This is a genomic window from Burkholderia sp. BE17 (assembly GCF_009362305.1).
GTDB lineage: Bacteria > Pseudomonadota > Gammaproteobacteria > Burkholderiales > Burkholderiaceae > Burkholderia > Burkholderia pyrrocinia_C.
Window position 1 is genome coordinate 17,556 of record NZ_WHNU01000026.1, and the last position, 24,483, is coordinate 42,038.

A 24,483-nucleotide genomic window follows, 5' to 3' on the forward strand; every position below is an offset into this window, starting at 1 on the left:
GGCTGCCGACACGCACGCGCCCGTCCCGCGGCGCGTGCGTTTTCCGCTTCGTTATCGCGCCGATTCCGCGACGATCTGCGCGAGCCGCTCGCGGCAGAAATCGACGAACGACTGCGCCTGCTTGGTGAGCTGCCCACGTTTCAGCCGCGCGCTCACGAGCCCCGACGGGCTCACCGTTTCGCTGAGGCCGATCGTCACGACGCGCCGGCCGTCGTACGTGTATTCGGAATACGGACGCGTGACGAGCAGCGAAAAGCCGAACCCCTGGCCGACCATCCCGCGCACCATCTCGATCGACGGCGAGCCGAACACGATGTTCGGCGTCAGCCCGAGCTCATGAAACAGGCTGACGAAATACGTGCGGCTCGGCTGCACGTCGAGCAGGATCATCGGCTCGACACAGAGGTCGCGCAGCGACACGTGCGGCTGGCCCGCGAACCGGTGGTTCTCCGGCAGCAGCACGTACGGCTGCTGCGGCGGCATCAGCGGTTCGGTTTCGATCGTGCCGTCGAGATCGTGGTCGTACATCAGCGCGAGATCGAAGGTGCCGGACGTCAGGCCCTGCACGAGTTCCTGCTGGTCGCCGTCGCGCAGCCGGATGTTGACGCCCGGGTAGCGCTCGCGAAACCCGGCGATCAGTTGCGGCAGATAGAGCGGCGCGACCGTCTCGAAGCAGCCGATGTCGATCTGCCCGGTGATCACGTCGTTGTCGGCGAGCGCGTTCTGTTCGAATTCGTGCGCGATGCGCAGCAGCTCCTGCGCTTTCCGGTAGAAGCGCGTGCCGCTCGGCGTCAGCGACACACCCTGCGCGTGATGTCGGATGAACAGCTTCACGCCGAAGCTTTCCTCGAGCCCCTTGATCGCGCTGGAGATCGACGGCTGCGCGATGAAGAGCTGGCGCGACGCCTCGGCGACGCTGCCGGATTCGACGGTCGTCACGAAGTATTTCAGTTGCCGCAAAGTGTAGTGAGCCACAAGCACCTCTGATGCCCGGCCCCCGGCGTGCCGCCGCGGGGCGCATTCTGTCCATGGTTTCGCGTAGCACCTTACCTGAAGACCGCCGGCGCCAGAATTTCCGCTGCAGAGCTTTTTCGTATGTCCCGGAAATATTTTTAGTATTTCTCCGTCGCTGCATCGGTGGCGCACCATCGTCTCCAATCTGGATCGCAACGAGGCCGCACACATGGCGGCGGGACATGTCATCCGTCCCCGCATGCCGCGCATGGTCCGCTTCGGCCGACACCGCCGCGCGTGCACGCGGCGCGGCGTCGCTCGCGTATCCGGACCCGATTGCCGGCGCGCACCCCAGCGCGCGCCGGCCGAAACGGCAAGCGCGCATCGCCGCGCAGGACAGGAGACTTCACCATGACGAACGTGGACCGCAACGCGTCCCCGATGATAGAGAAACACACGATCGGCTACGTGCCGCCCGCGGAACGCCACGGCAAGGTGCGCGATCTGTTCACGCTCTGGTTCGGCGGCAATATCGCGCCGCTGCCGATCGTGACCGGCGCGCTCGGCGTGCAGCTTTTCCACCTGAACCTGATGTGGGGCATCGTCGCGATCGTCGTCGGCCAGGCGGTCGGCGGCGTGCTGATGGCGCTGCATTCCGCGCAGGGGCCGCAGATGGGCATCCCGCAGATGATCCAGAGCCGTGCGCAGTTCGGTTCGTGGGGCGCGTTGCTCGTCACGGTGATCGCGGCCGTGATGTACGTCGGCTTCTTCGCGTCGAACATCGTGCTTGCGGGCAAGTCGGTGCACGGCATCGCGGCGTCGGTGCCGGTGCCCGTCGGCATCGTGATCGGCGCGGTGGGCTCCGGGCTGATCGGCATCGTCGGCTACCGCTTCATCCATATCCTGAACCGCATCGGTACATGGGTGCTCGGTATCGGGATCATGGTCGGCTTCTGGATGATCCTCACGCACGTGACGACCGACGATTTCCTGACGCGCGGCGGCTTCGACTTCGCGGGCTGGCTCGCGACGGTGTCGCTGTCGGCGCTGTGGCAGATCGCGTTCGCGCCGTACGTATCGGACTACTCACGCTATCTGCCGGAGGATGTCGGCGTCGCGTCGACGTTCTGGGCGACCTACCTCGGCTGCACGATCGGCTCGACGCTCGCGTTCATCTTCGGCTCGGTCGCGGTGCTCGCGGTGCCGGCCGGCGCGGATACGATGGATGCGGTCAAGCAGGCGACCGGCCCGCTCGGCACGCTGATGCTCGTGCTGTTCCTGCTGAGCGTGATCAGCCACAACGCGCTGAACCTGTACGGCGCGGTGCTCGCGGTGATCACGTCGGTGCAGACGTTCGCATACAAGTGGATTCCGACTGCGAAAACCCGCGCCGCGGTGTCGGTCGTGATCTTCGTTGCGTGCTGCTACGCGGCGATCGGCGCGTCGACGAACTTCGTCGGCAACCTCGTCGATCTCGTGCTCGCGCTGCTGGTCGTGCTCGTGCCGTGGACGGCGATCAACCTGATCGACTTCTACGTGATCCACAAGGGCAACTACGACATCAAGTCGATCTTCATGGCGGACGGCGGCGTCTACGGCCGTTTCAATCCGCAGGCGCTGCTCGCGTATGCGATCGGCATCCTCGTGCAGATTCCGTTCATGAACACGCCGATGTATGCGGGCCCGATTCCCGCGCATCTCGGCGGCGCGGACCTGTCGTGGCTCGTGGGGCTGGTGCTGACGTCGCCGCTGTACTACTGGCTTGCATCGCGCGACAGCGCATATCGGCGCCGGCAGGGCGGTGCGCATCTGCCGCCGACTGCAGCGCAGTAAGCGAGGCGTTGTTCGAAGCGGAGCAGGAAGGGCGGGGCCACCGCCTCGGTGGCGATGCGGCGGCCCGTGGAAGCGTTTCGATATGACGAAGGCAGGCCCGCGGCGTGTGATGCGCCGCAAGCCTGCCCGCGCATCAGACGACCGCCGAGCGCGCGACGCGCACCGGCACCGACTTGTACGACGGCGTGCCGCTTTCCTTGTCGATGTAGTCGAGCGGCACGAGCACGTTCGCCTCCGGGTAGTACGCGCCGACCGACCCCGGCGCGATGTCGTACTCGATCGCGGTGATCTTCTCGAGACGCAGCGTCCGGCCCGACGCGGTGATCGTCTCGATGTCGACGAGGTCGCCGTGTTCGAGCCCGTACTTCGCGAGGTCCGCCGGGTTCATGAACAGCACGTCGCGCCGCCCGAACACGCCGCGATAGCGGTCGTCGAGCCCGTAGATCGTCGTGTTGTACTGATCGTGGCTGCGCAGCGTGATCAGCCGCAGCACCTGCTCGCCGCCGAGCACTTCCGCGTCTTCCGCGACGCCCTTGTACACCGAGAACATCGCCTTGCCGGTCGCCGTGGGCCACACGCGCTCGGTGGGCGGCAGCGGCAGCCGGAAGCCACCCGGCGTGCGGATGCGTTCGTTGAACACCTCGAAGCCGGACACCGTGCGGTCGATCAGGTCGCGGATGCGGTCGTAGTCGGCGATCAGGTCGAGCCACGCGACCTTGCTGTTCGGCAGCGTCGCATGCGCGATGCCCGCGATGATCGCGGGCTCCGAGCGCAACTGGTCGGACGCGGGCTTGAGCTTGCCGGCCGATGCGTGGACCATCGACATCGAATCCTCGACCGTGATCGATTGCCGGCCGCTCGCCTGCATGTCGAGCTCGGTGCGGCCGAGCACGGGCAGGATGAAGGTTTCCTTCCCGACCAGCAGGTGCGAACGGTTCAGCTTCGTGCCGAGGTGCACGCTCAGGTCGAGCTTCGCCATCGCCGGGAACGACAGCTCCGGATCGGGCAGCGCGACCGCGAAGTTGCCGCCGAGGCACAGCAGCGCCTTCGCGCTGCCGTCGACCATCGCCTGCATCGCCTGCACGGCGTCATGCCCATGATGCGCGGGCGGCGTGAAGCCGCACACGTCCTCGATCTTCTTCAGGAACTCGGCCGACGGCTTCTCGGTGATGCCGACCGTGCGGTTGCCCTGCACGTTCGAATGGCCGCGCAGCGGGCAGATGCCGGCGCCGGGCTTGCCGATGTTGCCGCGCATCAGCAGCAGGTCGGCAATCAGGCGTACGGTTGCCGTGCCCTTGTTGTGCTGCGTGACGCCCATCCCGTACGTGACGATCGTCGCGTTCGACTTCGCGTAGGCGAGCGCGACCTGTTCGAGCTGCGCCTGGCTGAGGCCGCTCGCGCGCTCGATGTCGTCCCACGACGTGACCTGCAGGTCGGCCGAGAACGCGTCGAAGCCGTTGGTGTGCTGCGCGATGAAGTCGCGGTCGAGCACGTCGCCGCGCTCGGCTTCGAGCTGCAGCAGCGCCTTCATGATGCCCTTCAGCGCGGCCGCGTCGCCGCCCGCGTCGAGCTGGTAGTACGTCGACGCGATCCGCGTCGAGCCGAACGACGCCATCTCGATCATGTCCTGCGGGTCCGCGAAGCGTTCGAGCGCGCGCTCGCGCAGCGGATTGAACACGATGATCGGCACGTTGCGCCGCGAGCACTCGTGCAGCGTGCCCATCATCCGCGGGTGGTTCGTGCCGGGGTTGTGGCCGATCGAGATGATCAGCTCGCAGTGGTCGAAATCCTCCAGCGACACGGTGCCCTTGCCGATGCCGATCGACTGCGGCAGGCCGACGCTGGTCGGCTCGTGGCACATGTTCGAGCAATCGGGGAAGTTGTTGGTGCCGAGTTCGCGTGCGAACAACTGGTACAGGTAGGCGGCTTCGTTCGACGCGCGCCCCGACGTATAGAACTCGACCTGCTCGGGCGGCAGCGCGCGCAGCACTTCGCCGATGCGAGCGAACGCGTCGCCCCAGTCGATCGCGCGGAACGTGTCGGTCGCGCGATCGTAGACGAGCGGATGCGTGAGCCGGCCCATGTTCTCCAGTTCGTAGTCCGACATGCGCAGCAGCGACGACACCGTGTTCGCCGCGAAAAACCCGGGCGTCACGCGCTTGGTCGTCGCTTCCCACGTGACGGCCTTCGCGCCGTTCTCGCAGAACTGGAACGTCGACTTGTGCTCCTTGTCGGGCCATGCGCAGCCGGGGCAGTCGAAACCGTCGGGCTGGTTGGTCCGCATCAGCACGATCGGCGCCTCGATGGTTTCCATCTGCGTGCGCACGGCCTCGGCTGTCGCGCGAAGCGCGCCCCAACCGCCGGCGGGCCCATCGTACTTCCTGATGCCTGGCACTTCGCGTCGATTTGTCATGAGAATCTCCATGAGCCGGGCCCGGTGCGGGCGGCTCGGGTTGCGCCGTGTCGCGGCGTGGGGCGGCTCCGTCCGGTGGACGGAGCCGGTCATGCGTGCCCCGCGGTGCAGGGCAGGCGGGGTTTCAGTGCGTGTCCGTTATCGCGCCGGACGACTTCTTGCCGGACTGCCTTGCGGTGGGCGACGGCCGGCCGGGCGTGGCAGATATCGCAAAGTGCGGGCATGGTGGTCTGGCTCCTGTCGGTGAAGGCGGGTCGAACGGTGAAGTCCCGATGCGGTGCGACGCTCGCGCTTCCCGACCGCGAACACGCGACGCGCGACGCGGCGGTGCGCGGTCCGCGCCCACGCTGTCGCGCAGCGCACGCCGGCGTGTCGCACGGTCGCGGTCGGGGCGGGAAGCGCGCGTGTTGCGAGGAGCCCACGGCATCGCTTCGACTGCGTTCAAAATAGCGAATCGGCGGGGGCCATCCAAGACACAGTTCCACGCCGGACCGACCGCGAATTGCACTCTCACATGCGCTGGCGCACCGGGGGCAAGGAGTACAGACGGGCGCGCACGCGGCGGCACGGGCGTGCGCGGCGAGCACCGCGTGCGGTGACTGGAGGCGGGGAGGAGCGGAACGCGAACGGATCGCCGTGCGACATCGGCGCGCAGGGCGCCGGTCGTCGGCAAACGGAGGGTGATGCGGGTTGGCAAGCGCCGCGGAAATGCCGCAGTGCGAGCGCGCGCGAACCGGTAATGGCCGGCCCCGCGCGCACCGCCGCCGATGCGTGCGCGGCGGCCGAACGAGAGGACGGATTGCACGGTACGGGCCGGACATGGCGCCCACCGTGGCGAACCGCGATCAGTCGGACAGTTTCATCGCGAGCCGCTGCCGCGCGATCTGCTTCACGTCCGTCGACAGTGCCGCATTCGGCAGACCATCGGCCCAGACGGAGAACGAATCCTCGATCAGGTTGCGCGTGTCGGGCGGCAACTCGGCCAGCATCAGCGACACGACGGTAAACAGCACGGCGGTGTCGCCGGCCTGGTTGCCCGCGTTCGCATCGACCGTCTGCTTCAGGCTGTCGACCGACGCTTGCAGCGCCTGCAGTGCATCATTCGTATCGCTCATGACATCCTCCATGCAAGATGGGCTCGATCGGCGACGAACGTGCGGCCGCGGCGCGGCCGGTCGCGCGACCCCCGGCGGGGCGGACATCGCGCGCAGGCAACGCTGTCAGGCCGCCGGATTGCCCTGCGGAGCCACGGCCACCGATGCTTCGCTTGTCAGCATCAGGAACGTGAACGTTTCGCGCAGGTACAGGCGGACGACCTTGTCGGTGTGGCTCGTGTAGCCGATCGATACGTCTTCCCCGAGGTGCAGCGCGTAATCGCCGCCGCGCATCGACAGCACGCAGCCGCCGCTGAGCGCCGGCGCCCAGATGATCTCGCCGCTGACGATCCGCTTGATGTGGCCGAGGACCGGATAACCCTGGTCGCGCGCTTCGCTGAGCGCGGTATACGCGTCCGAGCCGAGCACCACCGAGTACGGGCCGTCGACACCGGCGAGCCGCAGCGCCTCGAGCGCGTCGCTGATCGCATCCGGGTACGCGCCGACGTCCGCCGGCAGCGTGAGCTTGCGGTTCGACGTGCCTTCGCGGATGCCGACGATGCCGGCGGCCGGGTAGCCGTCGAAAATCGCGTTGTCCTCGGCGAACGCGAGCCGCTGCGCGGCATCCTTCGCCGGTTGCCAGTCGGCGTCGCGCGCGCCGCGCTCGACGCTGTCGATCGCATCGCGGCTCAGCTCGAACGGCACCGTCAGCTCGACGATCGTGCGGACTTCGCGCAGCCGTGCGCTCACGAGCTCGCGCGGCGCGGTGACCTCCACCAGGTGCCCGGTGCCGACGGCCGACAGCTCGGGGCCCGCGGGGCCGTCGACGTCGACGACGCGGCGGCCGGCCACCGATCGTTTGAAGGTGCGCGCCACTTCCTCCTCGATTTGTTCCCACGCGGACGACGAGATCGGGGCGAGTTCGCGGTGCAGGTTATTCATGGGCTTGGGTTCCTTTCAGCGAGCCGATTTTCAGCGAGCCGTCGCGCTGCGGTGCGGACGACGAGGATTCCGGTTGCGCGGCGTCGGCGGCCAGCGCCGCGCGATCGGCGAGCGCTTCGAGCAGGTCGGCCGACGGCACGAAGAACAGCGAGCCGGTGACCGCGCGGCTGTAGTCGAGCAGGCGGTCGTAGTTGCCTGGCGGGCGGCCGACGAACATGTTCTCGAGCATCTGCTCGATCGGCGCCGGCGTGCGCGCATAGCCGATGAAATAGGTGCCGAATTCGCCGGCGCCCGGGCGCCCGAACGGCATGTTGTCGCGCAGGATCTTCACTTCCTGGCCGTTCTCGTCGAGCGTGGTCAGCGAGCTGTGCGACGACGACGGCTTCACGTCCGGCGCGAGCTCGATGTCGGACAGCTTGGTGCGGCCGATGATGCGCTCCTGCGTCTCGACCGCGAGCGCGTTCCAGCCGGCCATGTCGTGCAGGTACTTCTGCACGATCACGTAGCTGCCGCCGGCGAATTCCGCGTCTTCATCGCCGATCACCGTGAAGTCGACCGCCTCGCGGCCTTCGGGGTTCTCGGTGCCGTCGACGAAGCCGATCATCGCGCGCTGGTCGAAATTGCGGAAGCCGTGCACCTCGTCGACGACCGTGACGGCTGCGCCGAGTGCGCCGAGCAGTTGCGTCGCGAGTTCGAAGCACAGGTCCATCGCTTCGGCGCGGATGTGCAGCAGGATGTCGCCGGGCGTCGCGACCGCGACGCGCTGCCCGGCGCCGAATTCGCGGAACGGATGCAGCGACGCGGGGCGCGGGGCGCCGAACAGCGCATCCCACGCGTCGGCGCCGAAGCCGCATACACACGTCAGGTTGCCGCCCGGCACGCGCTTGCCGACCGAGCGCACGAGCGCGGCGATGTCGCCGCACCATGAACGGATCGTGTCGGCGTGATCGGCGCCGGGATTGATCGTCGCCACGAGGAAGATCGCGCTGCGCGTGATCGGGCTGTGAACGGCCTGGGAGAGCGGGGGAGGTGTCTGCATCGCGGCCTGCCGGTCAGTCATGTCGGGGCGGACGGGCCGCGGCTGCCGCGGCGCGCGAAGGCGAACGGTTGGACTGTGTCATGCGACTGTTCTCTTTGTGACATGCGGATGAAGGATGTTGCGCGGGCATCGCGCAACGGGCCGCAGCGGCGGCGGACGGCCGCCCGGCGCGTGACCTGCGCGCACCGCGTAACGTCGTCGAGCATGCAATCTAGCAGCTTCGGCGGGTCTTTGCACTCGTATCGCCGATCTGTCATTCGAATGCGTCAAACGGGGCTGGAATTTGCGCGCTGGCCGTGCAGCTGTACTCCTGGCATGCGCGTCGCGGTCGACCAGCTTCGCGCGTGCGGTGTCGAACAGGTATGCGCGCGCTTCATCCGCGCGATCATCGCCGCGTCGAGCAGATGCTCGGTCGACGGGTACAGCGGGATCTGCCGGTTGACGATTGCGCGATGACCGGAATCGCGTCGCGCACGTAGCGCGGCGGATAGCCGTCGACGGGAGCGGGGTGGAACACGCACAGGACGGTGGTCATCGGGAGCGCTCCTGGTGACGGAATGAAGGCGGGGCGGCATGCCGATTGCGCGGGCCGCACGCATGCACGATTACGCGGCGGCCGCGTGTTGCGCCGCAACGTCGATGACGTTCCATGCCGGTCATGGATCGCATACAAGCTCAAGATGGTGTTTGCGTGCGCTGCGGGGCGCCTGCACCTGTTCTTTTGATGAGGGACGCCGATAATGGGATCGTCCTGACTCTGCGGGAGCGACATCATGTCCGGAAGCGACTCCTCGTCTTCACACCCCGATCTCGCGCAGGGTATCGCGCTCGACGACCTCGCCGACGGCGCGATGATCGAGGGCCATGTCGGCGATGCAGCGGTGCTGCTCGTGCGCCGCGCCGACGAACTGTTTGCCGTGGGCGCGCAATGCCCGCACTACGGCGCGCCGCTGGCCGACGGCCTGCTGGTCGGCGACACGATCCACTGCCCGTGGCACCACGCGGCGTTCTGCCTGCGCACCGGCGAGATGCTGCGCGCGCCGGCGCTCGACGGGCTGCCGTGCTGGCGCGTCGAACGCCGCGACGGCCGCGCCGTCGTGCTCGATGCGCGGCCGGCCGCCGCGCCGCCTGCGCTGAATGCGGCCGGGTTGCCCGCATCGGTGGTGATCGTCGGCGGCGGCGCCGCGGCGATCGCTGCCGCCGTGACGCTGCGGCAGGAAGGTTATCCGCATCCGGTCACGCTGCTGAGTGCCGATCGCGATCCGCCGTACGACCGGCCGAATCTGTCGAAGGACTATCTCGCGGGCACGGCCGACGCCGACTGGCTGCCGCTGCGTGCGCCGTCGTTCTATACCGACCATCAAATCGACGTGCGATGCGGCACGCGCGTCGCACGGATCGATCCCGCGCAGCATGCGGTCGAGCTGGCCGACGGCAGCCGCGTCGGATACGGCGCGCTGCTGCTTGCGACGGGCGCCGAGCCGAACCGGCTGACCGTGCCCGGTGCCGACTTGCCGCACGTGTGCGTGCTCCGCTCGCGCGCCGATTGCGACGCGCTGATCGGCAAGCTGAAAACGGCACGCCGCTGTGTCGTGGTCGGCGCGAGCTTCATCGGACTCGAAGTGACTGCCGCGTTGCGCACGCGCGGGCTCGACGTGCATGTCGTCGCGCCCGAAGCGCAACCGATGGCGCGCGTGGTGGGCGAAGCGCTCGGCAACACGATCAAGGCGCTGCACGAAGCGCACGGCGTCGTGTTTCATCTCGGTGCGACGCCCACGCGGATCGCACCGGACAGCGTGACGCTGTCGACCGGCGACGTGCTGCCGGCCGATGTCGTGGTGGTCGGTATCGGCGTTCATCCGAACGTCGCGCTCGCGCAGGACGCGGGACTTGCCGTCGAGCGCGGCGTGACGGTCGACCGTTTCCTGCAGACGAATGGGCCCGACATCTACGCGGCCGGCGACATCGCGCGCTGGCCCGATCCGCTGACGGGCGAGCGCATTCGCGTCGAGCACTGGGTCGTCGCCGAGCGGCAGGGCATCGTCGCGGCGCGCAACCTGCTCGGGCAGCAGCGGCCGTTCGATGCGGTGCCGTTCTTCTGGAGCCAGCATTACGACATGACGGTCAACTATGTCGGGCATGCGGAGCAATGGGATCGCGTCGAGATCGACGGCGACCTCGGCGCGCACGACTGCTCGATCGCGTACTGGCGCGGCGACACGCGGCTCGCGGTCGCGACGATCGGCCGCGATCTCGACAGCCTGAAGGCGGAAGCGGCACTCGAGCGGCAGATTGCCGCCGCGTGATAGCGGCCCGGCGATGTGCCGCGCGATGGCATGAGCATGCGCGGTCGCGGAGCGTGCTGAACCCGGTGCGCGACGCGCTGCCGCGCTCACTGATTCGGTGTGCTCGGCGATGGGGCTGCGCTTGCGTTGGTGGAGACGGTGGCGGCGCCGGCGGCAGCGCGGTTCGGCGCCGAAGCGCCGTTCGCCGCGCTGCGCTCGTGCTCAGGCAGCATGGCGAGACGGTTGTACAGCGTCTTCAGGCTGATGCCGAGCGCCTTCGCGGTGCGCGGCTTGTCGCCGTTGAAATGCCGCAACGACGCGACGATGAAGCGCTGCTGCGTGTGCGCGAGCGTCGTGCCGATATGCAGCGTCATCGCGTTGTGTCGCAGTTCCTCGCGCGGCGGCTGGCGGTGCGGCAACTGCAACTCGATCTGCTCGTCCGCGAGGATGAACGCGCGCTCGAGCGCGTTGCGCAACTCGCGCACGTTGCCCGGCCACGTATACGCGCGCAGCGCCTTCATCGCCTGGATCGATAGTCGCTTGCGCGTGCGGTGCCGCGCATTCAACCGCTCGACGATCTGCAGCGCGATATCGCCGACGTCGTCCTCGCGCTGCCTGAGCGCGGGCACGTGCAGCGCGACCGTCGCGATCCGGAAGAACAGGTCTTCGCGAAGGCGCCCGCTGCGCACGGCCTCGACGGGATCGTGATGCGTGGCCGCGACGATCCGCACGTCGAGCGGAATCGATTCGTGGCCGCCGACCCGCACGATCGTGTTCGATTCGAGCGTGCGCAGCAGCTTGACCTGCAACTCGGCCGGCATTTCCGCGATCTCGTCGAGGAACAGCGTGCCGCCGCATGCGGCTTCGAACATGCCCACATGCTGCGCGACCGCACCGGTGAAGCTGCCTTTCTCATGACCGAACAGATGCGATTCCGCGATGTCGTGCGGGATCGCGCCACAGTTGACGGGGACAAAAGGCCCGCGCCGCCGCGGGCTCAGGTCGTGCAACAGCCGTGCGACGATGTCCTTGCCGGCGCCGCTTTCGCCGACGATCAGCACGCTGGCGTGCGTGGTCGCGACACGCGACACCTTCAGTAAAAGGGCCTGGATCGTACGCGAGCGGCCGAAGAGCCGCGCGCCGTCATCGCCGGTTTTCGCCATGGCGCGATATCGGATCGGGAAGATTTGACCGAATATTGTCGAGGTCTGATGAAAAAACGACGTGGCATGCGTCGTTTTCCCGTAAGGAGCTTAGCTTTTGTACCAACGGCGCGACATTGAATCTGGCAATGCGGGCCACCGCGACAGATAGATTTATTCGATGAGCGACGAATGCGCAACCGCGGTCTTCTATACTTCGAAGCAGCGTTTTTCATTTCAGGACGGGCCGGTCCGCTCATTGGCTTGCAGGGCGGAAGGCGTCGCCATGTGCCGGCCGCGCGTGCTGCACCGCATATCCGTCGCGGTTCCGGCCAGCGCCTGCGCCGGGCCGCCTCACCAGGAGCCTCGATGCCCTATGTCCTGATCGTCGAAGACGATGCCGATACGCGCACGATGCTCGCGACGCTCGCTCGCACGCATCAGCTCGCATGCGATACGGCCGCGACGCTTGAAGAAGCGCGCACGCTCGTCACGACGAATACCCCCGATCTCGTGCTGTGCGATCTCGTGCTGCCGGACGGCAACGGCATGGATCTGTTCGACGCGTTGCCGAAACGATCGCACTGCGAAATGGTATTGACCACCGGCCACGCGAGCCTCGAAACCGCGATCGACGCGTTGCGGCGCGGCGCGACCGACTATCTCGTGAAGCCGCTGAACATGCAGCGGCTGAACAGCATCTTCGCGCGCGTGCCGCGCACGACCGCGCTGCACGAAGAGATTGCCGAACTGCGCTCGGAGCTAAAGCGCCTCGGGCGCTTCGGCCGCATGCTCGGCAGCTCGCCCGCGATGCAGGCCGTCTACGACGCGATCGGCCGCGTCGCGCGCACCGAGGCTTCCGTGCTGCTGACGGGCGAATCGGGCACCGGCAAGGAACTCGCCGCGCAGACGGTGCACGACCTGAGCCTGCGCCGCCGCGGCCCGTTTCTCGCGGTGAACTGTGGCGCGATCGCCGCGAACCTCGTCGAGAGCGAGATGTTCGGGCACGACCGCGGCAGCTTCACGGGCGCCGAGCGCCAGCACAAGGGCTTTTTCGAACGCGCGGATGGCGGCACGCTGTTTCTCGACGAGATCACCGAGATGCCGGTCGAATCGCAGGTCAAGCTGCTGCGCGTGCTGGAGACGGGGCGGCTCACGCGGCTCGGCTCGACCCGCGAGATCGACGTCGACGTGCGCATCGTCGCCGCGACGAACCGCGATCCGGAAGCCGCGATGGCGGACGGCAAGCTGCGGCCCGACCTGTTTCACCGGATCAACGTGTTTCCGATTTTGTTGCCGCCGCTGCGCGAGCGCGGCGACGACATTCCGATGCTCGCCGACGCGTTCCTGCAGCACTTCAACGAAGAGAGCGGCCGGCATCTGCGTTTCGCGCCGGCCGCGCGCGAGGCGCTGAAGACCTACGAATGGCCGGGCAACGTGCGCGAACTGCGCAACTTCGTGCAGCGCGCGAGCATCTTCAGCGATGCGGACGTGATCGACACGCTGCCGCCGCCGATCATGGACGAGCTGTCGAACATGGTCGATTCGCACGAGGATCGCGTGACCGTGCCGTTCGGCACGCCGCTCGAGGAAGTCGACCGGCGGCTGATCCTCGGCACGATCGCGCAATGCGGCGGCGTGAAGGCGCAGGCGGCCGAAGTGCTCGACGTCAGCCTGAAGACGATCTACAACCGGCTCGCACAACTGGAAGACGACGCGAACAAGCCGGATTCCTGATGCTGCTGCAACCGCGCTCATGCCCTCGTTTCCGTGTGGCGCGGCGCATCGTCGTTGCGCGGCGGGAGCGTGCCCGATGATCGATTTCTCGCGAACGCACGCCGGGAATTACGTAACGGCCGTGATGCTGGTCGCGATCGCGACCGTGCTGCAGGCGCTCGCGATCCGCTTCGGCGGCGTGAACCTGCCGCTCGTCCTTTATTACCCGCTGCTCGCGGGCGTCGCATGGGCCACCTCGTTCCTGTTCGGGATGGTGGCGACCGTGATCAGCGGCATGCTCGTGTGGACGCTGTTCCTGTCCGATCCGGCTGCCTATACGGAGCCGCTGCCCGAGCGGCTTGTCCGGCTCGGGACGCTCGTGCTGGTCGGCGCGCTCGTATGCGCGATCGCGTCGATGCTGCGGCACGCGCGATTCACGAACGAATACGCGCGCCGGCGCGAAGCGGCCGCGCATCGTCGGCTCGAAGCCGTGTTGCGGGCGCTGCCGCATGGCGTGATCGCAACCGATACGAACGGACGGCTCACGTACATGAACGCGGCCGCGGCCGCACTCGTCGGCTGCGCGCCGAACGATGCGACGGGCCGCGCCGCGCGCGACGTGCTGCGGGTGTTTGACAGCGCCGGCCGCCGGGTGCCGGCGACGCCGCTCGAGCGCGCGCTCGGCGGCGCGTGCATCGTGTCCGACCGGCACTGGCTGCATGCGGACGGCCGCGAGCCGGTGCCGATCGTCGAGGTCGCGTCGCCGATCGCCGATGCCGACGGCAACGTCGACGGGGCCGTGCTGCTGTTGCGCGATGCCGGCGCGGAGCGTTCGCGCACCGAAGCGTCGCGGCTGCTGTGCGCGGTGATCGACGCCGCGCCGGACGCGATCGTCGGCATCGACGTCGACGGCCGCATCGTCAGCTGGAACCCGGCCGCGCGGCGCATGTTCGGCTACGACGAAGCCGACGCGCGCGGGCGCGCGTTCGAGACGCTGGTCGCGATGCGCTGGCTGAAACGCTGGCCGTTCTCCGAAGCGTTCGACGACGTGCACGAAGCGGTCGGCCCGATCGACCTGCTGTGCGTGCGACGCGACGGCCGGCGCTTTCGTGCGACCGTGGCGGCATGTCCGGTACGCGGCGACGCGCGTGCGCGCGTCGCACTGTCGCTCACGCTGCACGAAGCCGGCGTGCAGCGCCGGCGCGACCTGCGCGCGCTGCGCTCGCTGCAGGGCGCGCGCGATGAACGCGACCAGGCCGATACGTCGAACCGCCTGAAGGACGAACTGCTCGCAACGGTGTCGCACGAACTGCGTACGCCGCTGAACGTGATCTACGGCTGGATCGAGGTGCTGCGCAACTCGGGCGACAACGCGCTGCAGCAGCAGGCGATCGACGCGATCGACCGCAGCGCGCGCTCGCTCACGCGGATGGTCGGCGACATCCTCGACGCGTCGTCGCTCGCGACCGGCAAGCTGCGGCTCGACGCGATGCCGGTGGATGTCGTGCGGCTTTTCTCCGACTCGGTCGGCGCGTTCCAGACCGCGGCGGCGTCGGCCGGCATCGTGCTCGAGTTCGATTGCACGGCGTCCACCTGCATCGTGTCGGGCGATGCCGAGCGGCTGCGGCAGATGCTGTCGAACCTCGTGTCGAACGCGCTCAAGTTCACGCCGGCCGGCGGCGCCGTGACGGTTGCGCTCGCACGCGACGATGCGCATGCGGTGCTGACCGTGTCCGACACGGGGCAGGGTATCGCGGCGGAGTTCGTGCCGTTCGTGTTCGACATGTTCCGCCGCGCGGACGATTCGCCCGCGTCGCCGCGGCGCGGCCTCGGCCTGGGCCTGTCGATCGTGCGGCATATCGTCGAGCTGCACCGCGGCAGCGTGACCGTCGAGAGCCCCGGCCGCAATCGCGGCGCGACGTTTACGGTGACGCTGCCGGCCGGCTGGCAGCCGATGGGTGCGATGGCTTGGGGGATCACACCGGCAGGCGACCGTCGCGAGCCGCTTGTGCTGGACACGCAGCGCATCCTGATCGTCGACGACGATGCGACGACGCGCGCAAGCTTGACCGCCGCGTTGACCACGTTCGGCGCGACCGTCGCGATCGCGTCGTCGGGCCGGGAAGCGCTCGCGGTGGCCGCCGACATGCGGCCGACCGTCGTGCTGTCCGATCTCGCGATGCCGGCCGGCGACGGCTTCTGGCTGCTCGATGCGCTGCGGCGCAGCGCGATGAACGGCGACGGCGGGCTGCCTCACCTGCGCGTGCTGGCCGTGACCGCGCACGCGGGCCTCGCCGACGAACGCCGCGCGCTCAAGGCCGGGTTCGACGGCTATCTGTGCAAGCCCGTCGACGTACGCGAACTGGCGTACAAGATCGCGCAAGTGACGAAGCGCGACGGCTGATGGCGCGGATGCGGTAGCGCGCCGTCAGCCGAGGATTCTGCGGGTATCTCCTTTCCCGCGCCGGTGCGCGTTCGCCGATCGATGCGATTCCCTCATGATGTCGCCCCGATGCGGGCCGGCGAGCCGGTTCGCGCAGGCAGCCGCACGCGGTGCGCGACGCGTTCGCGCGGCCTGGCAGGAAAATCGGCATCCCGCGCATCGACGGCTCCCGTGTCGACGACACGGAACATGGAGCAACCGGCATGCCGCATGCAGTCGAGACGGGCGTGCAGTTTGCGACCGGCCCGCATCCGCTGGCAGGGAGAGACGCGATGCAACCCACCCCCGGCGAAGATCCGGCCGCCGACGACGCGCCGCGCCATGCGAGCGCGACGGCGATCGCCGCCAGGCATCGCGCGCGTTCTCCGTCGTGATCGATGCGCTGCGGCACCGCGCGTAACATGCGTCGGAGCCGGGCATCTCCCGGCTGGGTGCGCTTGCCCGAATCATGCAAAATACCCGGCATCTGAAATGCGGAGACGTGTCCCGTGGGAATCAACTTCGATTTGACCGATTTGCAGGCGTTTCGCGCGGTGGTGGAGCTGGGAAGCTTCCGAAAGGCCGCCGACGCGATCAGCATTTCGCAGCCCGCGCTGAGTCGCCGGATCGACAAACTCGAGGAAGCGCTCGGCGTGCGGTTGTTCGAGCGCACCACCCGCAGCGTTACGCTGACCACTGTCGGGCGGGTGTTCGCGCCGAGCGCCGAGCAACTGCTGGACGATCTCGACGTCGCGCTGCTCGGCATCCGCGACGTTTCGTCGAGCCGCCTCGGTCATGTGACGATCGCATGCGTGCCGTCGGTGGCGTACTACTTCCTGCCGAACGTGATCGCGAGCTATCATCGCCGCTTTCCGCGCATCAGGGTCAAGCTGCTGGATGCGAGCGCGAACGACGTGCTGGGCGCGGTCATCAGCGGCGAGGCGGATTTCGGCGTGAGTTTCATGGGCAGCCAGGAGCCGGAGATCGAGTTCAAAATGCTGCTGCAGGAACGGTTTGTTGCCGCGTGCCGGCGCGATCATCCGCTCGCGCGCAAGAAGCGCGTGACCTGGAACGAGCTTTACGAGTACGAGTATGTGTCGGTGGACAAGACTTCCGGCAACCGCCTGCTGCTCGACCAGGCATTGACGACCGTCGCGCCGCGGGCGCCGAGCGTATGCGAGACGCGCCACGTGACGACCCTGCTCGGGTTGATCGAAGCGGGGCTCGGCGTCGCCGCGGTACCGTCGATGGCGATGCCCGGACACGACCATCCCGTGCTCACGAGCGTGCCCCTCGTCGAACCGGTGGTCAAGCGCCGGGTGGGCATCGTGAAACGGCGCGGACGCGCGCTGACGCCGGCCGCGGAGGAGTTTCACCGGGCGATCGTCGACGCGAAACGCGGCGGTGCGGCAAGCGGCGACACATCCCGATGACGACGATCGGGCCTACGGCCGGAACATTGGGGAACACCGCATCGTGAAGCTGGCAAGACCGCTCCGTTCGCTCTACGTGCAGGTTCTGCTGGCGATGGTGCTCGGCGTGAGCGTCGGCCACTTCTGGCCGTCGGCGGGCGCGCTGCTCAAGCCGCTCAGCGACGCATTCGTCGGCCTCGTGCGGATGATGATCGCGCCGATCGTGTTTTGCACGATCGTCTCCGGCATCACGTCGCTGGCGAACGGCAAGGCCATCGGGCGCACGATCGTGCGCGCGCTGGCGCTGTTCTATCTGCTGACCGCCGCCGCACTCGCATTCGGGCTCGTCACCGCGTTCGTGCTGCGGCCCGGCGCCGGCATGCATGTCGACGTACGCCATCTCGATTCGAGCCTCCTCGTGCAATATGTACGGAATGCGCAACCGCACGGGCTCGTCGAGTTCGCGCTGAGCGTGATCCCGGACACGATGCTCGGCGCGTTCCGCACGGGCGAGGTGCTGCCGGTGCTGCTGCTGTCGCTGCTGTTCGGTTTTTCGCTGAACGCGTATCCGCAGGCCGGTCGGCCCGTGCTGGCGCTGATCGACGGCGTCGCGCAGATCGTCTTTCGCGTGCTCGCGATGATCATGCGGCTCGCTCCGCTCGGCGCATTCGGCGCGATGGCGTTCACGGTGGGCCGCTTCGGCATCGGCTCGGTCGGCTCGCTCGCGAGGCTGATCGCGTCTTTCTACGTAGCCTGTGCGCTGTTCGTCGCGCTGGTGCTTGCACCGCTCGCACGACTGCACGGTTTCGCGTTGTGGCGGCTGTTGCGCTACCTGCGCGAGGAATTGCTCATCGTCCTCGCGACCTCGTCCACGGAGCCGGTGTTGCCGCGGCTGATCGTCAAGCTGGAGTCGCTGGGGTGCGACAAGGGCGTCGTGGGGCTCGTGCTGCCGGCCGGCTACTCGTTCAATCTGGACGGCACCGCGATCTACCTGACGCTCGCGGCATTGTTCATCGCGCAGGCGTGCGACGTGCCGCTTTCCGCGCCGCAAATCGCGGCGATGCTCGCCGTCATGCTGCTTACGTCGAAGGGCGCGGCCGGCGTGTCCGGCAGCGGGCTCGTCGCGCTCGTCGCGACGCTCGCCGTGATGCCCGACCTGCCGGTTGCCGGGGTCGCGCTGCTGGTCGGCATCGATCGCTTCATGTCCGAGGCGCGCGCGCTGACGAGCGTGATCAGCAATGCGTGCGCGGTGATCTTCGTTTCGTCGTGGGAAGGCGCGTGCGATCGTGCGCGGCTCGCGCGGATGCTGAGCGCGGCCGAGCCGGTGAACCTGGACTGCGCCGATGATGCCGCGGACAACGCCGGGCGCGACGGGAAGGCTGTCTGATGCACGCCTTCCCGTGGTTCGTGCTCAATGTGCGGAGACGGAATCCAGTCCGGTCGACTTTACTTGCGCCTGCACGTCGGGCGACGCGAGATAGTCGAGGAGTGCCTTCGCTTCCTTTGGATGTTGGGCGCCGACGGGGATGCCGGCGGCGAAGCGTGTGACGGACTGCAACGATTCGGGAATCTTGCCGACGAAGGTCGCGCCCTGGACGGGCAGCAGTTCGCTCACCTGCTGGAAGCCGATTTCGTAGTCGCCGTTCGCGACCACGGACGCGACCGGAATCCGCGGGATCATCTTCGCCTTCGATTTCACCTGGTCGTCGATGCCGAGCTTCCTGAACAACTCCCGCTCGATGTAGACGCCGCTCGCGCTATCCGAGTAGGCGACCGACTTTGCATGCAGCAGAGCCTGCTTCAGGCCTTCGGCCGAGCTGATGTCGGGTTTCGCCGCGCCGTCGCGCACGACCATGCCGATGCGGGAATCGGCCAGCTCGACGCGCGACCCGGGGATCACCTTGCCTTGCTTGATCAGATCGTCGAGCGCGTAGCCGACCATGATCACCGCGTCGGCAGGCTCGCCGCGCGCGAGCCGGTTCGAAATCGCTTCGGGCGACTTGCCCATCGACGGGCCGAGCGCGGTGTCGAGCGTGTTGCCCGTGCGGGACGCGAACTGCGGGCCAAGGAGCTTGTAGGCCGCGGTGAAGCCGCCCGAGCTCATCACGTGCAGCTCGGCGGCCTGTACGTTCGCGGCGGCTGCGGAGGTGGCGACGAGCGCGGTCGCGCACAGTTTCAGGAGCAGGTTTTTCATGGTTGTCGTCGTGCGGAGTCGGGGTAGTTTGCTCGGTTTGGGGCTTCAGTGCGCGGGCGTCAGCGTCGGCGTCCGGCGGCGATAGAGGGCGAACGTCGCCAGCAGCGCGCACACCGCGGCGAGGCTCATCCAGTAGCCCGGTGCAGCCTTGTCGCCGGTCATGTGAATCAGCGCCGTCGAGATGGCGGGCGTGAAGCCGCCGAATACGGCCGTCGCGAGGCTGTAGGCGAGCGAGAAGCCTGCCACGCGCACCTCCACCGGCATCACTTCCGTCAGCGCGACGATCATCGCGCCGTTATAGATCCCGTACATGAACGACAGCCACAGGAGGACGAGCAGCATGTTGACGAACGACGGTGCATGAGCGAGCAGCGACAGCGCAGGATAGGCGGTCGCGATGGCGAGCACCGTCATGCCGACGAGCAGCGGCCGGCGGCCGATCCTGTCCGACAGCGCACCGCCGATCGGAAGCCAGACGAAATTCGACACGCCGACGCACAGCGTCACGAGCAGGCTGTCCGCGGTGCTCAGGTGCAGAACCGTCTTGCCGAAGGTCGGCGCGTAGACCGTGATCAAGTAGAAGCTCGTGGTCGTCATCGCGACCAGCATCATGCCTGCGAGAACCACGCCCCAGTTCTGGACCAGCGTCCCGAACACTTCCTTCATGCCGGGACGATGCCGGCGCGCCTTGAACTCCTGCGTTTCCTCCAGGTTGCGACGCAGCATGAAAATGAACGGCACGATCGTACAGCCGACGAAGAACGGCACGCGCCATCCCCATGCGGCGATGGCCGATGCGCTGAGCCATTGATTGAGCGCGAAGCCGAGGCCCGCCGCGACGACGATCGCGACCTGCTGGCTGGCGGACTGCCAGCTCGTGTAGAAGCCCTTGCGGCCGGGCGTGGCCATCTCGGCAAGATAGACCGACACGCCGCCCAGCTCGGCACCTGCCGAAAAGCCTTGCAGCAGCCGCCCGATCAGCACGAGCGCGGGTGCGAGCAGGCCGATCGTCGCGTAGCCCGGTACGAACGCGATCAGGATGGTGCCGCTTGCCATGATGGCCAGCGTGACGATGAGGCCCTTGCGGCGGCCGACGTCGTCGATGTACGCGCCCAGCACGATCGCGCCCAGCGGCCGCATCAGGAAGCCGGCGCCGAACACGGCGAACGTCATCATCAGCGAAGCGAACTCGCTCGCGGCGGGAAAGAACACGGCGGCGATCTGCGTCGCATAGAAGCCGAACAGGAAGAAGTCGAACTGCTCGAGGAAGTTGCCGGCCGTGACGCGGAATACCGCGGCGGCCTTCGAACGTCCGGTCGGAAGGCTGGGCGAGGGGTGCATCGGGGGTGTCTCCAGAAGAATTCAGGCAACGCGCGGAAGGCGATCGATTGTCGTTTTGGCAATGTTCGCCCGGAGACGGAGAAACGATAAGTGCGATTTTTGGATGGATTGATGTCGTATGGTTATCAATAGGGTCGATCGGCAGACGAAAAAAGCCCCGCATGCGCGGGGCGTGTCGGCCGGTCGCGAACGATCAATGAGGGTCGCGCGTGCGCGGATCGTTCAGTTCCTCGGTCGGATCGGTCAGCCCGAGCTCGTCGCCGGGCCTCCAGTACGGCGCGCTGCCGTAGTACTCGTGCAGCGGCTCGGCCCATTGCGGATCGGCCATTGCCGGCCAGTGGTCCTTGTCGAAGCCGGGGGCGTTCTTGATCCGCTCCGACGACACCGATAGCAGGAAGCACTTGCGTTCGGTGTCGAGCGTCAGCGCGCTCCGTCGTCGAAGCACCATTCGATCGGGCCCGACGCGACTTCGTGGATCCGCGTCCCCGGCGGCTTGCCGGCCGAGATCGCGCGCACCGTGAGATCGCGGTCCGTCACCATCCCGACCAGCCGGTCATTGTCGCACACGGGCAGCGCGCCGATGTCGTAGCGCTCCATCAGTTGCGCGGCATGACGGATCGAGTCGGTCGGCGCGATGCACACGACGTCCTGCGACATGATTTCGTTGACGCTATGCATGAAAGTCCTCCTTGCGGGTTGGGTGTCGGCGATGCTTCGGCACATTCAGCAAACCGCATGCCGTGCGGTGCACGCGGCCTGTCGTTCGTCGCCGTCATTCGTCGCGGCGTTCGCGCTTGTCCTGCCACGGCCCTTCGTCGTGCGTACCGGGCGGCGACCCGGTCGACGTCCCGCCGCCGGGCCCGAACGGCGTGCAGGGCGACCAGACGCTGCCGGGCACGCCGCCGCCGATGCAGTACTGACGCGTCGCATGTCGCACGGCATGCGCGCCGGGCATCGCGCCGCGCGGCATGCGCCGCATTCGTGATGCAGCGAAGGAACGCGATCGCGAAGATGAAATCCGCCGCGTGCTGCGAGCGAATCCTGCGGAAGGAGCGCGACAGGGTCGCACGGCGGCTGCGCCACCTGCAGGAGCTGACGATGGTATTTCCCGCTCACCCGGCTGTCGATCGCATCGATGCGAGCGGTGACGAAGCGGTAACGATGCGGTAACGATGCGGTAACGATGCGCGCGACCGGGCGCACTTCTTGCCGCGCGAAATGCGTGCCCCAAACTTGCCGCCGGCTTGTAAAAAAGCGGCCCCGTCAGGTTGAGTGATGGGGCACGAACCCGCGAAAGCCCCGGTACGACGTGCGTGGACGGATTGGCACGAAAGCTGCATGAACCCTGTCGACGAAATTCCGCGAACCGAACCGTCAGGAGGCTTTCGATGTCCGTCTCGCTTGCGCTGCAGATGCGGCAGCATCTCGCACTTACGCCGAGGCTTCAGCAGTCGCTGCGGCTGCTGCAGTTGTCCTCGCTCGAGTTTCAACAGGAATTGCGGCAGGCGCTCGACATGAACCCGTTTCTCGAAGACGGCCAGGGCGAAGGCGAAGAGGAAACCGCCGCCGGAACGCCCGAGCAGGCGGCCGAAGCCGCCGCGCCCGAAGCGGCGCCCGAACCCGACGACGTGCGCCCGCCGGACGGCGAGGTGTCGTATACGGCCGCACCCGCGCCGCGCGGTACGGGCCGCCAGGGCGACGACGTCGACGGCCTGTCGCCCGGCGAATGGATGGCCGCCGAGCCGTCGCTGCATCAGCAACTGCACGATGCGCTGCGGCTCTACCCGCTGAACAAACGCGACCGCGAAGCCGCGCGCATCGTGATCGACGCGCTTGACGACGACGGCTACTTGCGTCAGGAACTGCCCGAACTGCTGGTCGCGGCCGATCCGGCTTTGCTGCTGTCGCAACAGGATCTCGCGGTCGCGGTGCGGCTCGTGCAGATGCTCGACCGCCCGGGCATCGCCGCGCGCTCGCTGTCCGAATGCCTGGTACTGCAGCTCGACGCGATCCCGGCCGGCACGCCGGCGCTCGCGGAAGCGAAGGCGATCGCGCGCGAGCATCTCGAACGGCTCGCGCGCCGCGAGACGGCCGAGATCCAGCGGCGCATCGGCTGCAACCCGCAGACGCTGCACGCCGCATGCGCGCTCGTGCGCGGGCTCGATCCGCGCCCCGGCAATCACTACGGCAGCACGCGCGGCGACTACGTGGTGCCCGACGTGATCGTGCGCCAGGTGCGCGACGAATGGATCGTGACGATCAACCCGGCCGTGCTGCCGCGCGCGCGCCTGCACGAGCGTTATGCGACGCTGTTCGCGCAGTCGAGCGGCGAGCGCGATTCGCTGCTCGGCCAGCAGTTGCAGGAAGCGCGCTGGCTGATCCGCAACGTGCAGAAGCGTTTCGAGACGATCCAGCGCGTCGGCGAATGCATCGTCGCGCGGCAGCGCGATTTCTTCCGCTACGGTGAAATCGCGATGAAGCCGCTCGTGCTGCGCGACATCGCGGAAGCGCTCGACCTGCACGAATCGACCGTGTCGCGCGCGACGGGCAACAAGTACATGGCGACGCCGCACGGCACGTTCGAGTTCAAGCACTTCTTCCCGCGCAAGCTCGAGGCGGCGGGCAAGGGCGTGTGCTCGGCATCGGCCGCCAAGGTGCTGATCCGCGACATGATCGCGGCCGAGCGTCACACCGATCCGCTGTCCGACGTCACGCTCGCGCAGAACCTCGCGGGGCGCGGCATTCTTCTTGCGCGCCGCACGGTGACGAAGTATCGACAGGCGATGAAGATCCCGCCGGCCGACCTGCGGCGACGCGACGCCGCGTGACGGCTCGGGCGACCCAACCGCGCGCGCGCCGCCTGTCGCGTCGACATGGCGTCGTATTGCGCGCGCCAACGAGAGGAGCGCAACCATGTCAGCAAAATCCCAGGCCCAGCAACGTGCCGCCGGGGCCGCGCTGTCGGCCAAGCGCGGCGACACGAAGATGAAGGATCTCAAGCCGCCGGCGAAGTCGATGGCCAGGTCGATGAGCGAGAAGGAACTCGAGAACATGGCTTCCACGCCGGTCCGCGGCAAACCCAGGCACAAGCACGATGCGTGATCGACGACGACGTGTGTTCGCGACCGCTGTCATCCAGGAGGGCTCCATGCTTCGATACGCCGTCATTTTCTTCATCATCGCGCTCGTCGCGGCCGTGCTCGGCTTCGGCGGCATCGCGGCCGGCGCGGCCGAGATCGCGAAGATCCTGTTCTACATCTTCGTCGTGATCTTCCTGGTCACGCTGCTGCTGGGCGTCGTGCGACGATGAGCAACGCGCCCGACCGCTCGCAGCGCGTCGCGGAACTCGAGCACGCGCTCGCGAACGGCTTTCCGTCGGAGTCGACCGTCGTCGTGCATACGGACGACGCATCCGGGCGCTTGACGATCCAGGTGTCGTGGGTGCGCGTGCCGGCCGACGAAAGCGCGCGCGAATGGCGTTGCGCGGTCGACCTGCGATTCGATCCGCACGTGGTCGAGCGTTATGCGTGGCTCGATGAGGACGACCGGCTGCGCGTGCGCACGTATCTGTGCGACAGCGCGCGGCGCGCGGTGGACGAACGCAAGCCGCGCGTCGAGGATGCCGCGATCGAATGCAATGCGGCGCTCGATATTACGGATGCCGAACTCGACGCGGCGTTGCGCGCGCCCTGACGC

The 24,483-nt window shown here is 67.8% G+C and carries 21 protein-coding genes and 3 pseudogenes; 11 read left to right on the forward strand and 13 right to left on the reverse strand.

Going from position 1 to position 24,483, the window contains the following annotated elements:
• Nucleotides 1-51: 51 nt before the first annotated feature.
• Entirely contained in the window at nucleotides 52-975 is a 924-nt protein-coding gene (locus GD429_RS22200) for a LysR substrate-binding domain-containing protein (protein ID WP_111021319.1), read from the reverse strand.
• A gap of 390 nt (nucleotides 976-1,365) precedes the next feature.
• Here GD429_RS22200 and GD429_RS22205 point away from each other — a divergent pair, with 390 nt between their 5' ends.
• Nucleotides 1,366-2,787 carry a purine-cytosine permease family protein gene (locus GD429_RS22205; protein ID WP_152859961.1) on the forward strand — a complete coding sequence of 474 codons (1,422 nt, stop codon included), beginning with the start codon at nucleotides 1,366-1,368 and terminating at the stop codon, nucleotides 2,785-2,787.
• A 133-nt stretch (nucleotides 2,788-2,920) separates the two neighbouring features.
• Here GD429_RS22205 and GD429_RS22210 read toward each other — a convergent pair whose 3' ends face one another.
• The 6 genes and pseudogenes from GD429_RS22210 to GD429_RS40565 form a co-directional block, all read right to left on the reverse strand.
• Nucleotides 2,921-5,200 (reverse strand): FdhF/YdeP family oxidoreductase, encoded by a 2,280-nt coding sequence (locus GD429_RS22210; RefSeq protein ID WP_152859963.1) that lies wholly within the window; start codon nucleotides 5,198-5,200, stop codon nucleotides 2,921-2,923.
• Nucleotides 5,201-6,045: 845 nt separating this feature from the next.
• On the reverse strand, nucleotides 6,046-6,315 hold the full coding sequence (locus GD429_RS22215) for a hypothetical protein (protein WP_152859965.1): 270 nt from the start codon (nucleotides 6,313-6,315) through the stop codon (nucleotides 6,046-6,048).
• A gap of 105 nt (nucleotides 6,316-6,420) precedes the next feature.
• On the reverse strand, nucleotides 6,421-7,236 hold the full coding sequence (locus tag GD429_RS22220; protein ID WP_152859967.1) for a family 1 encapsulin nanocompartment shell protein: 816 nt from the start codon (nucleotides 7,234-7,236) through the stop codon (nucleotides 6,421-6,423).
• A complete protein-coding gene (locus tag GD429_RS22225; RefSeq protein ID WP_152859969.1) occupies nucleotides 7,229-8,296 on the reverse strand; it encodes a Dyp-type peroxidase in 1,068 nt (355 codons plus the stop codon). The genes GD429_RS22220 and GD429_RS22225 overlap by 8 nt, the downstream gene beginning before the upstream one ends.
• Before the next feature lie 297 nt (nucleotides 8,297-8,593).
• Nucleotides 8,594-8,721 (reverse strand): annotated as a pseudogene (locus GD429_RS41865) (NAD(P)-dependent oxidoreductase); the annotation flags it as partial.
• Entirely contained in the window at nucleotides 8,661-8,810 is a 150-nt protein-coding gene (locus tag GD429_RS40565) for a hypothetical protein (RefSeq protein ID WP_193727165.1), read from the reverse strand. The gene GD429_RS40565 and the pseudogene GD429_RS41865, both read right to left, overlap by 61 nt.
• A 238-nt stretch (nucleotides 8,811-9,048) precedes the next feature.
• Between GD429_RS40565 and GD429_RS22235 the strand changes: the two genes are divergently transcribed.
• Nucleotides 9,049-10,581 carry an FAD-dependent oxidoreductase gene (locus GD429_RS22235; RefSeq protein ID WP_152859971.1) on the forward strand — a complete coding sequence of 511 codons (1,533 nt, stop codon included), beginning with the start codon at nucleotides 9,049-9,051 and terminating at the stop codon, nucleotides 10,579-10,581.
• Nucleotides 10,582-10,667: 86 nt separating this feature from the next.
• Here the strand turns inward: GD429_RS22235 and GD429_RS22240 are convergent, their stop codons facing one another.
• Complete coding sequence (locus GD429_RS22240; RefSeq protein WP_152859973.1) at nucleotides 10,668-11,723, reverse strand: sigma-54 interaction domain-containing protein; 1,056 nt, start codon at nucleotides 11,721-11,723, stop codon at nucleotides 10,668-10,670.
• A 348-nt stretch (nucleotides 11,724-12,071) separates the two neighbouring features.
• Between GD429_RS22240 and GD429_RS22245 the strand changes: the two genes are divergently transcribed.
• From GD429_RS22245 to dctA, 5 genes are all read left to right on the forward strand, one after another.
• Complete coding sequence (locus tag GD429_RS22245) at nucleotides 12,072-13,439, forward strand: sigma-54-dependent transcriptional regulator (RefSeq protein ID WP_152859975.1); 1,368 nt, start codon at nucleotides 12,072-12,074, stop codon at nucleotides 13,437-13,439.
• 76 nt (nucleotides 13,440-13,515) lie between these two features.
• The gene (locus tag GD429_RS22250; RefSeq protein WP_152859977.1) at nucleotides 13,516-15,822 is read left to right on the forward strand and encodes an ATP-binding protein; all 2,307 of its coding nucleotides are present in this window, start codon (nucleotides 13,516-13,518) and stop codon (nucleotides 15,820-15,822) included.
• Between the two features lie 242 nt (nucleotides 15,823-16,064).
• Nucleotides 16,065-16,235, forward strand: a complete 171-nt coding sequence (locus tag GD429_RS40570; protein WP_193727166.1) for a hypothetical protein — start codon at nucleotides 16,065-16,067, stop codon at nucleotides 16,233-16,235.
• A 114-nt stretch (nucleotides 16,236-16,349) separates the two neighbouring features.
• Nucleotides 16,350-17,273 (forward strand): LysR family transcriptional regulator, encoded by a 924-nt coding sequence (locus tag GD429_RS22255; RefSeq protein ID WP_321574785.1) that lies wholly within the window; start codon nucleotides 16,350-16,352, stop codon nucleotides 17,271-17,273.
• A 43-nt stretch (nucleotides 17,274-17,316) separates the two neighbouring features.
• Nucleotides 17,317-18,639 (forward strand): C4-dicarboxylate transporter DctA, encoded by a 1,323-nt coding sequence (dctA, locus tag GD429_RS22260; protein WP_321574786.1) that lies wholly within the window; start codon nucleotides 17,317-17,319, stop codon nucleotides 18,637-18,639.
• A gap of 24 nt (nucleotides 18,640-18,663) precedes the next feature.
• On the opposite strand, the gene GD429_RS22265 is transcribed toward dctA, so the two are convergent.
• From GD429_RS22265 to GD429_RS40575, 5 genes and pseudogenes are all read right to left on the reverse strand, one after another.
• Nucleotides 18,664-19,446 carry a substrate-binding domain-containing protein gene (locus tag GD429_RS22265; protein WP_152859979.1) on the reverse strand — a complete coding sequence of 261 codons (783 nt, stop codon included), beginning with the start codon at nucleotides 19,444-19,446 and terminating at the stop codon, nucleotides 18,664-18,666.
• Between the two features lie 45 nt (nucleotides 19,447-19,491).
• Nucleotides 19,492-20,787, reverse strand: coding sequence for an MFS transporter (locus tag GD429_RS22270; protein ID WP_034184471.1), 1,296 nt, complete (start codon nucleotides 20,785-20,787; stop codon nucleotides 19,492-19,494).
• Nucleotides 20,788-20,980: 193 nt separating this feature from the next.
• Nucleotides 20,981-21,220 (reverse strand): annotated as a pseudogene (locus GD429_RS22275) (PRC-barrel domain containing protein); the annotation flags it as partial.
• Nucleotides 21,220-21,465: pseudogene (locus GD429_RS22280) on the reverse strand (CBS domain-containing protein); the annotation flags it as partial. The pseudogenes GD429_RS22280 and GD429_RS22275, both read right to left, overlap by 1 nt.
• A gap of 94 nt (nucleotides 21,466-21,559) precedes the next feature.
• Nucleotides 21,560-21,757 (reverse strand): hypothetical protein, encoded by a 198-nt coding sequence (locus GD429_RS40575; protein WP_193727167.1) that lies wholly within the window; start codon nucleotides 21,755-21,757, stop codon nucleotides 21,560-21,562.
• Nucleotides 21,758-22,175: 418 nt separating this feature from the next.
• On the opposite strand from GD429_RS40575, the gene GD429_RS22285 reads away from it, so the two are divergent.
• From GD429_RS22285 to GD429_RS22300, 4 genes are all read left to right on the forward strand, one after another.
• Nucleotides 22,176-23,615: an RNA polymerase factor sigma-54 gene (locus GD429_RS22285; RefSeq protein WP_152859981.1), complete on the forward strand. Its 1,440-nt coding sequence runs from the start codon at nucleotides 22,176-22,178 to the stop codon at nucleotides 23,613-23,615.
• Between the two features lie 85 nt (nucleotides 23,616-23,700).
• Complete coding sequence (locus GD429_RS22290) at nucleotides 23,701-23,889, forward strand: DUF3008 family protein (RefSeq protein ID WP_152859983.1); 189 nt, start codon at nucleotides 23,701-23,703, stop codon at nucleotides 23,887-23,889.
• Nucleotides 23,890-23,935: 46 nt separating this feature from the next.
• Nucleotides 23,936-24,097 carry a DUF1328 domain-containing protein gene (locus tag GD429_RS22295; RefSeq protein WP_152859985.1) on the forward strand — a complete coding sequence of 54 codons (162 nt, stop codon included), beginning with the start codon at nucleotides 23,936-23,938 and terminating at the stop codon, nucleotides 24,095-24,097.
• On the forward strand, nucleotides 24,094-24,480 hold the full coding sequence (locus tag GD429_RS22300; protein ID WP_152859987.1) for a DUF3022 domain-containing protein: 387 nt from the start codon (nucleotides 24,094-24,096) through the stop codon (nucleotides 24,478-24,480). The genes GD429_RS22295 and GD429_RS22300 overlap by 4 nt, the downstream gene beginning before the upstream one ends.
• Nucleotides 24,481-24,483: the final 3 nt, after the last annotated feature.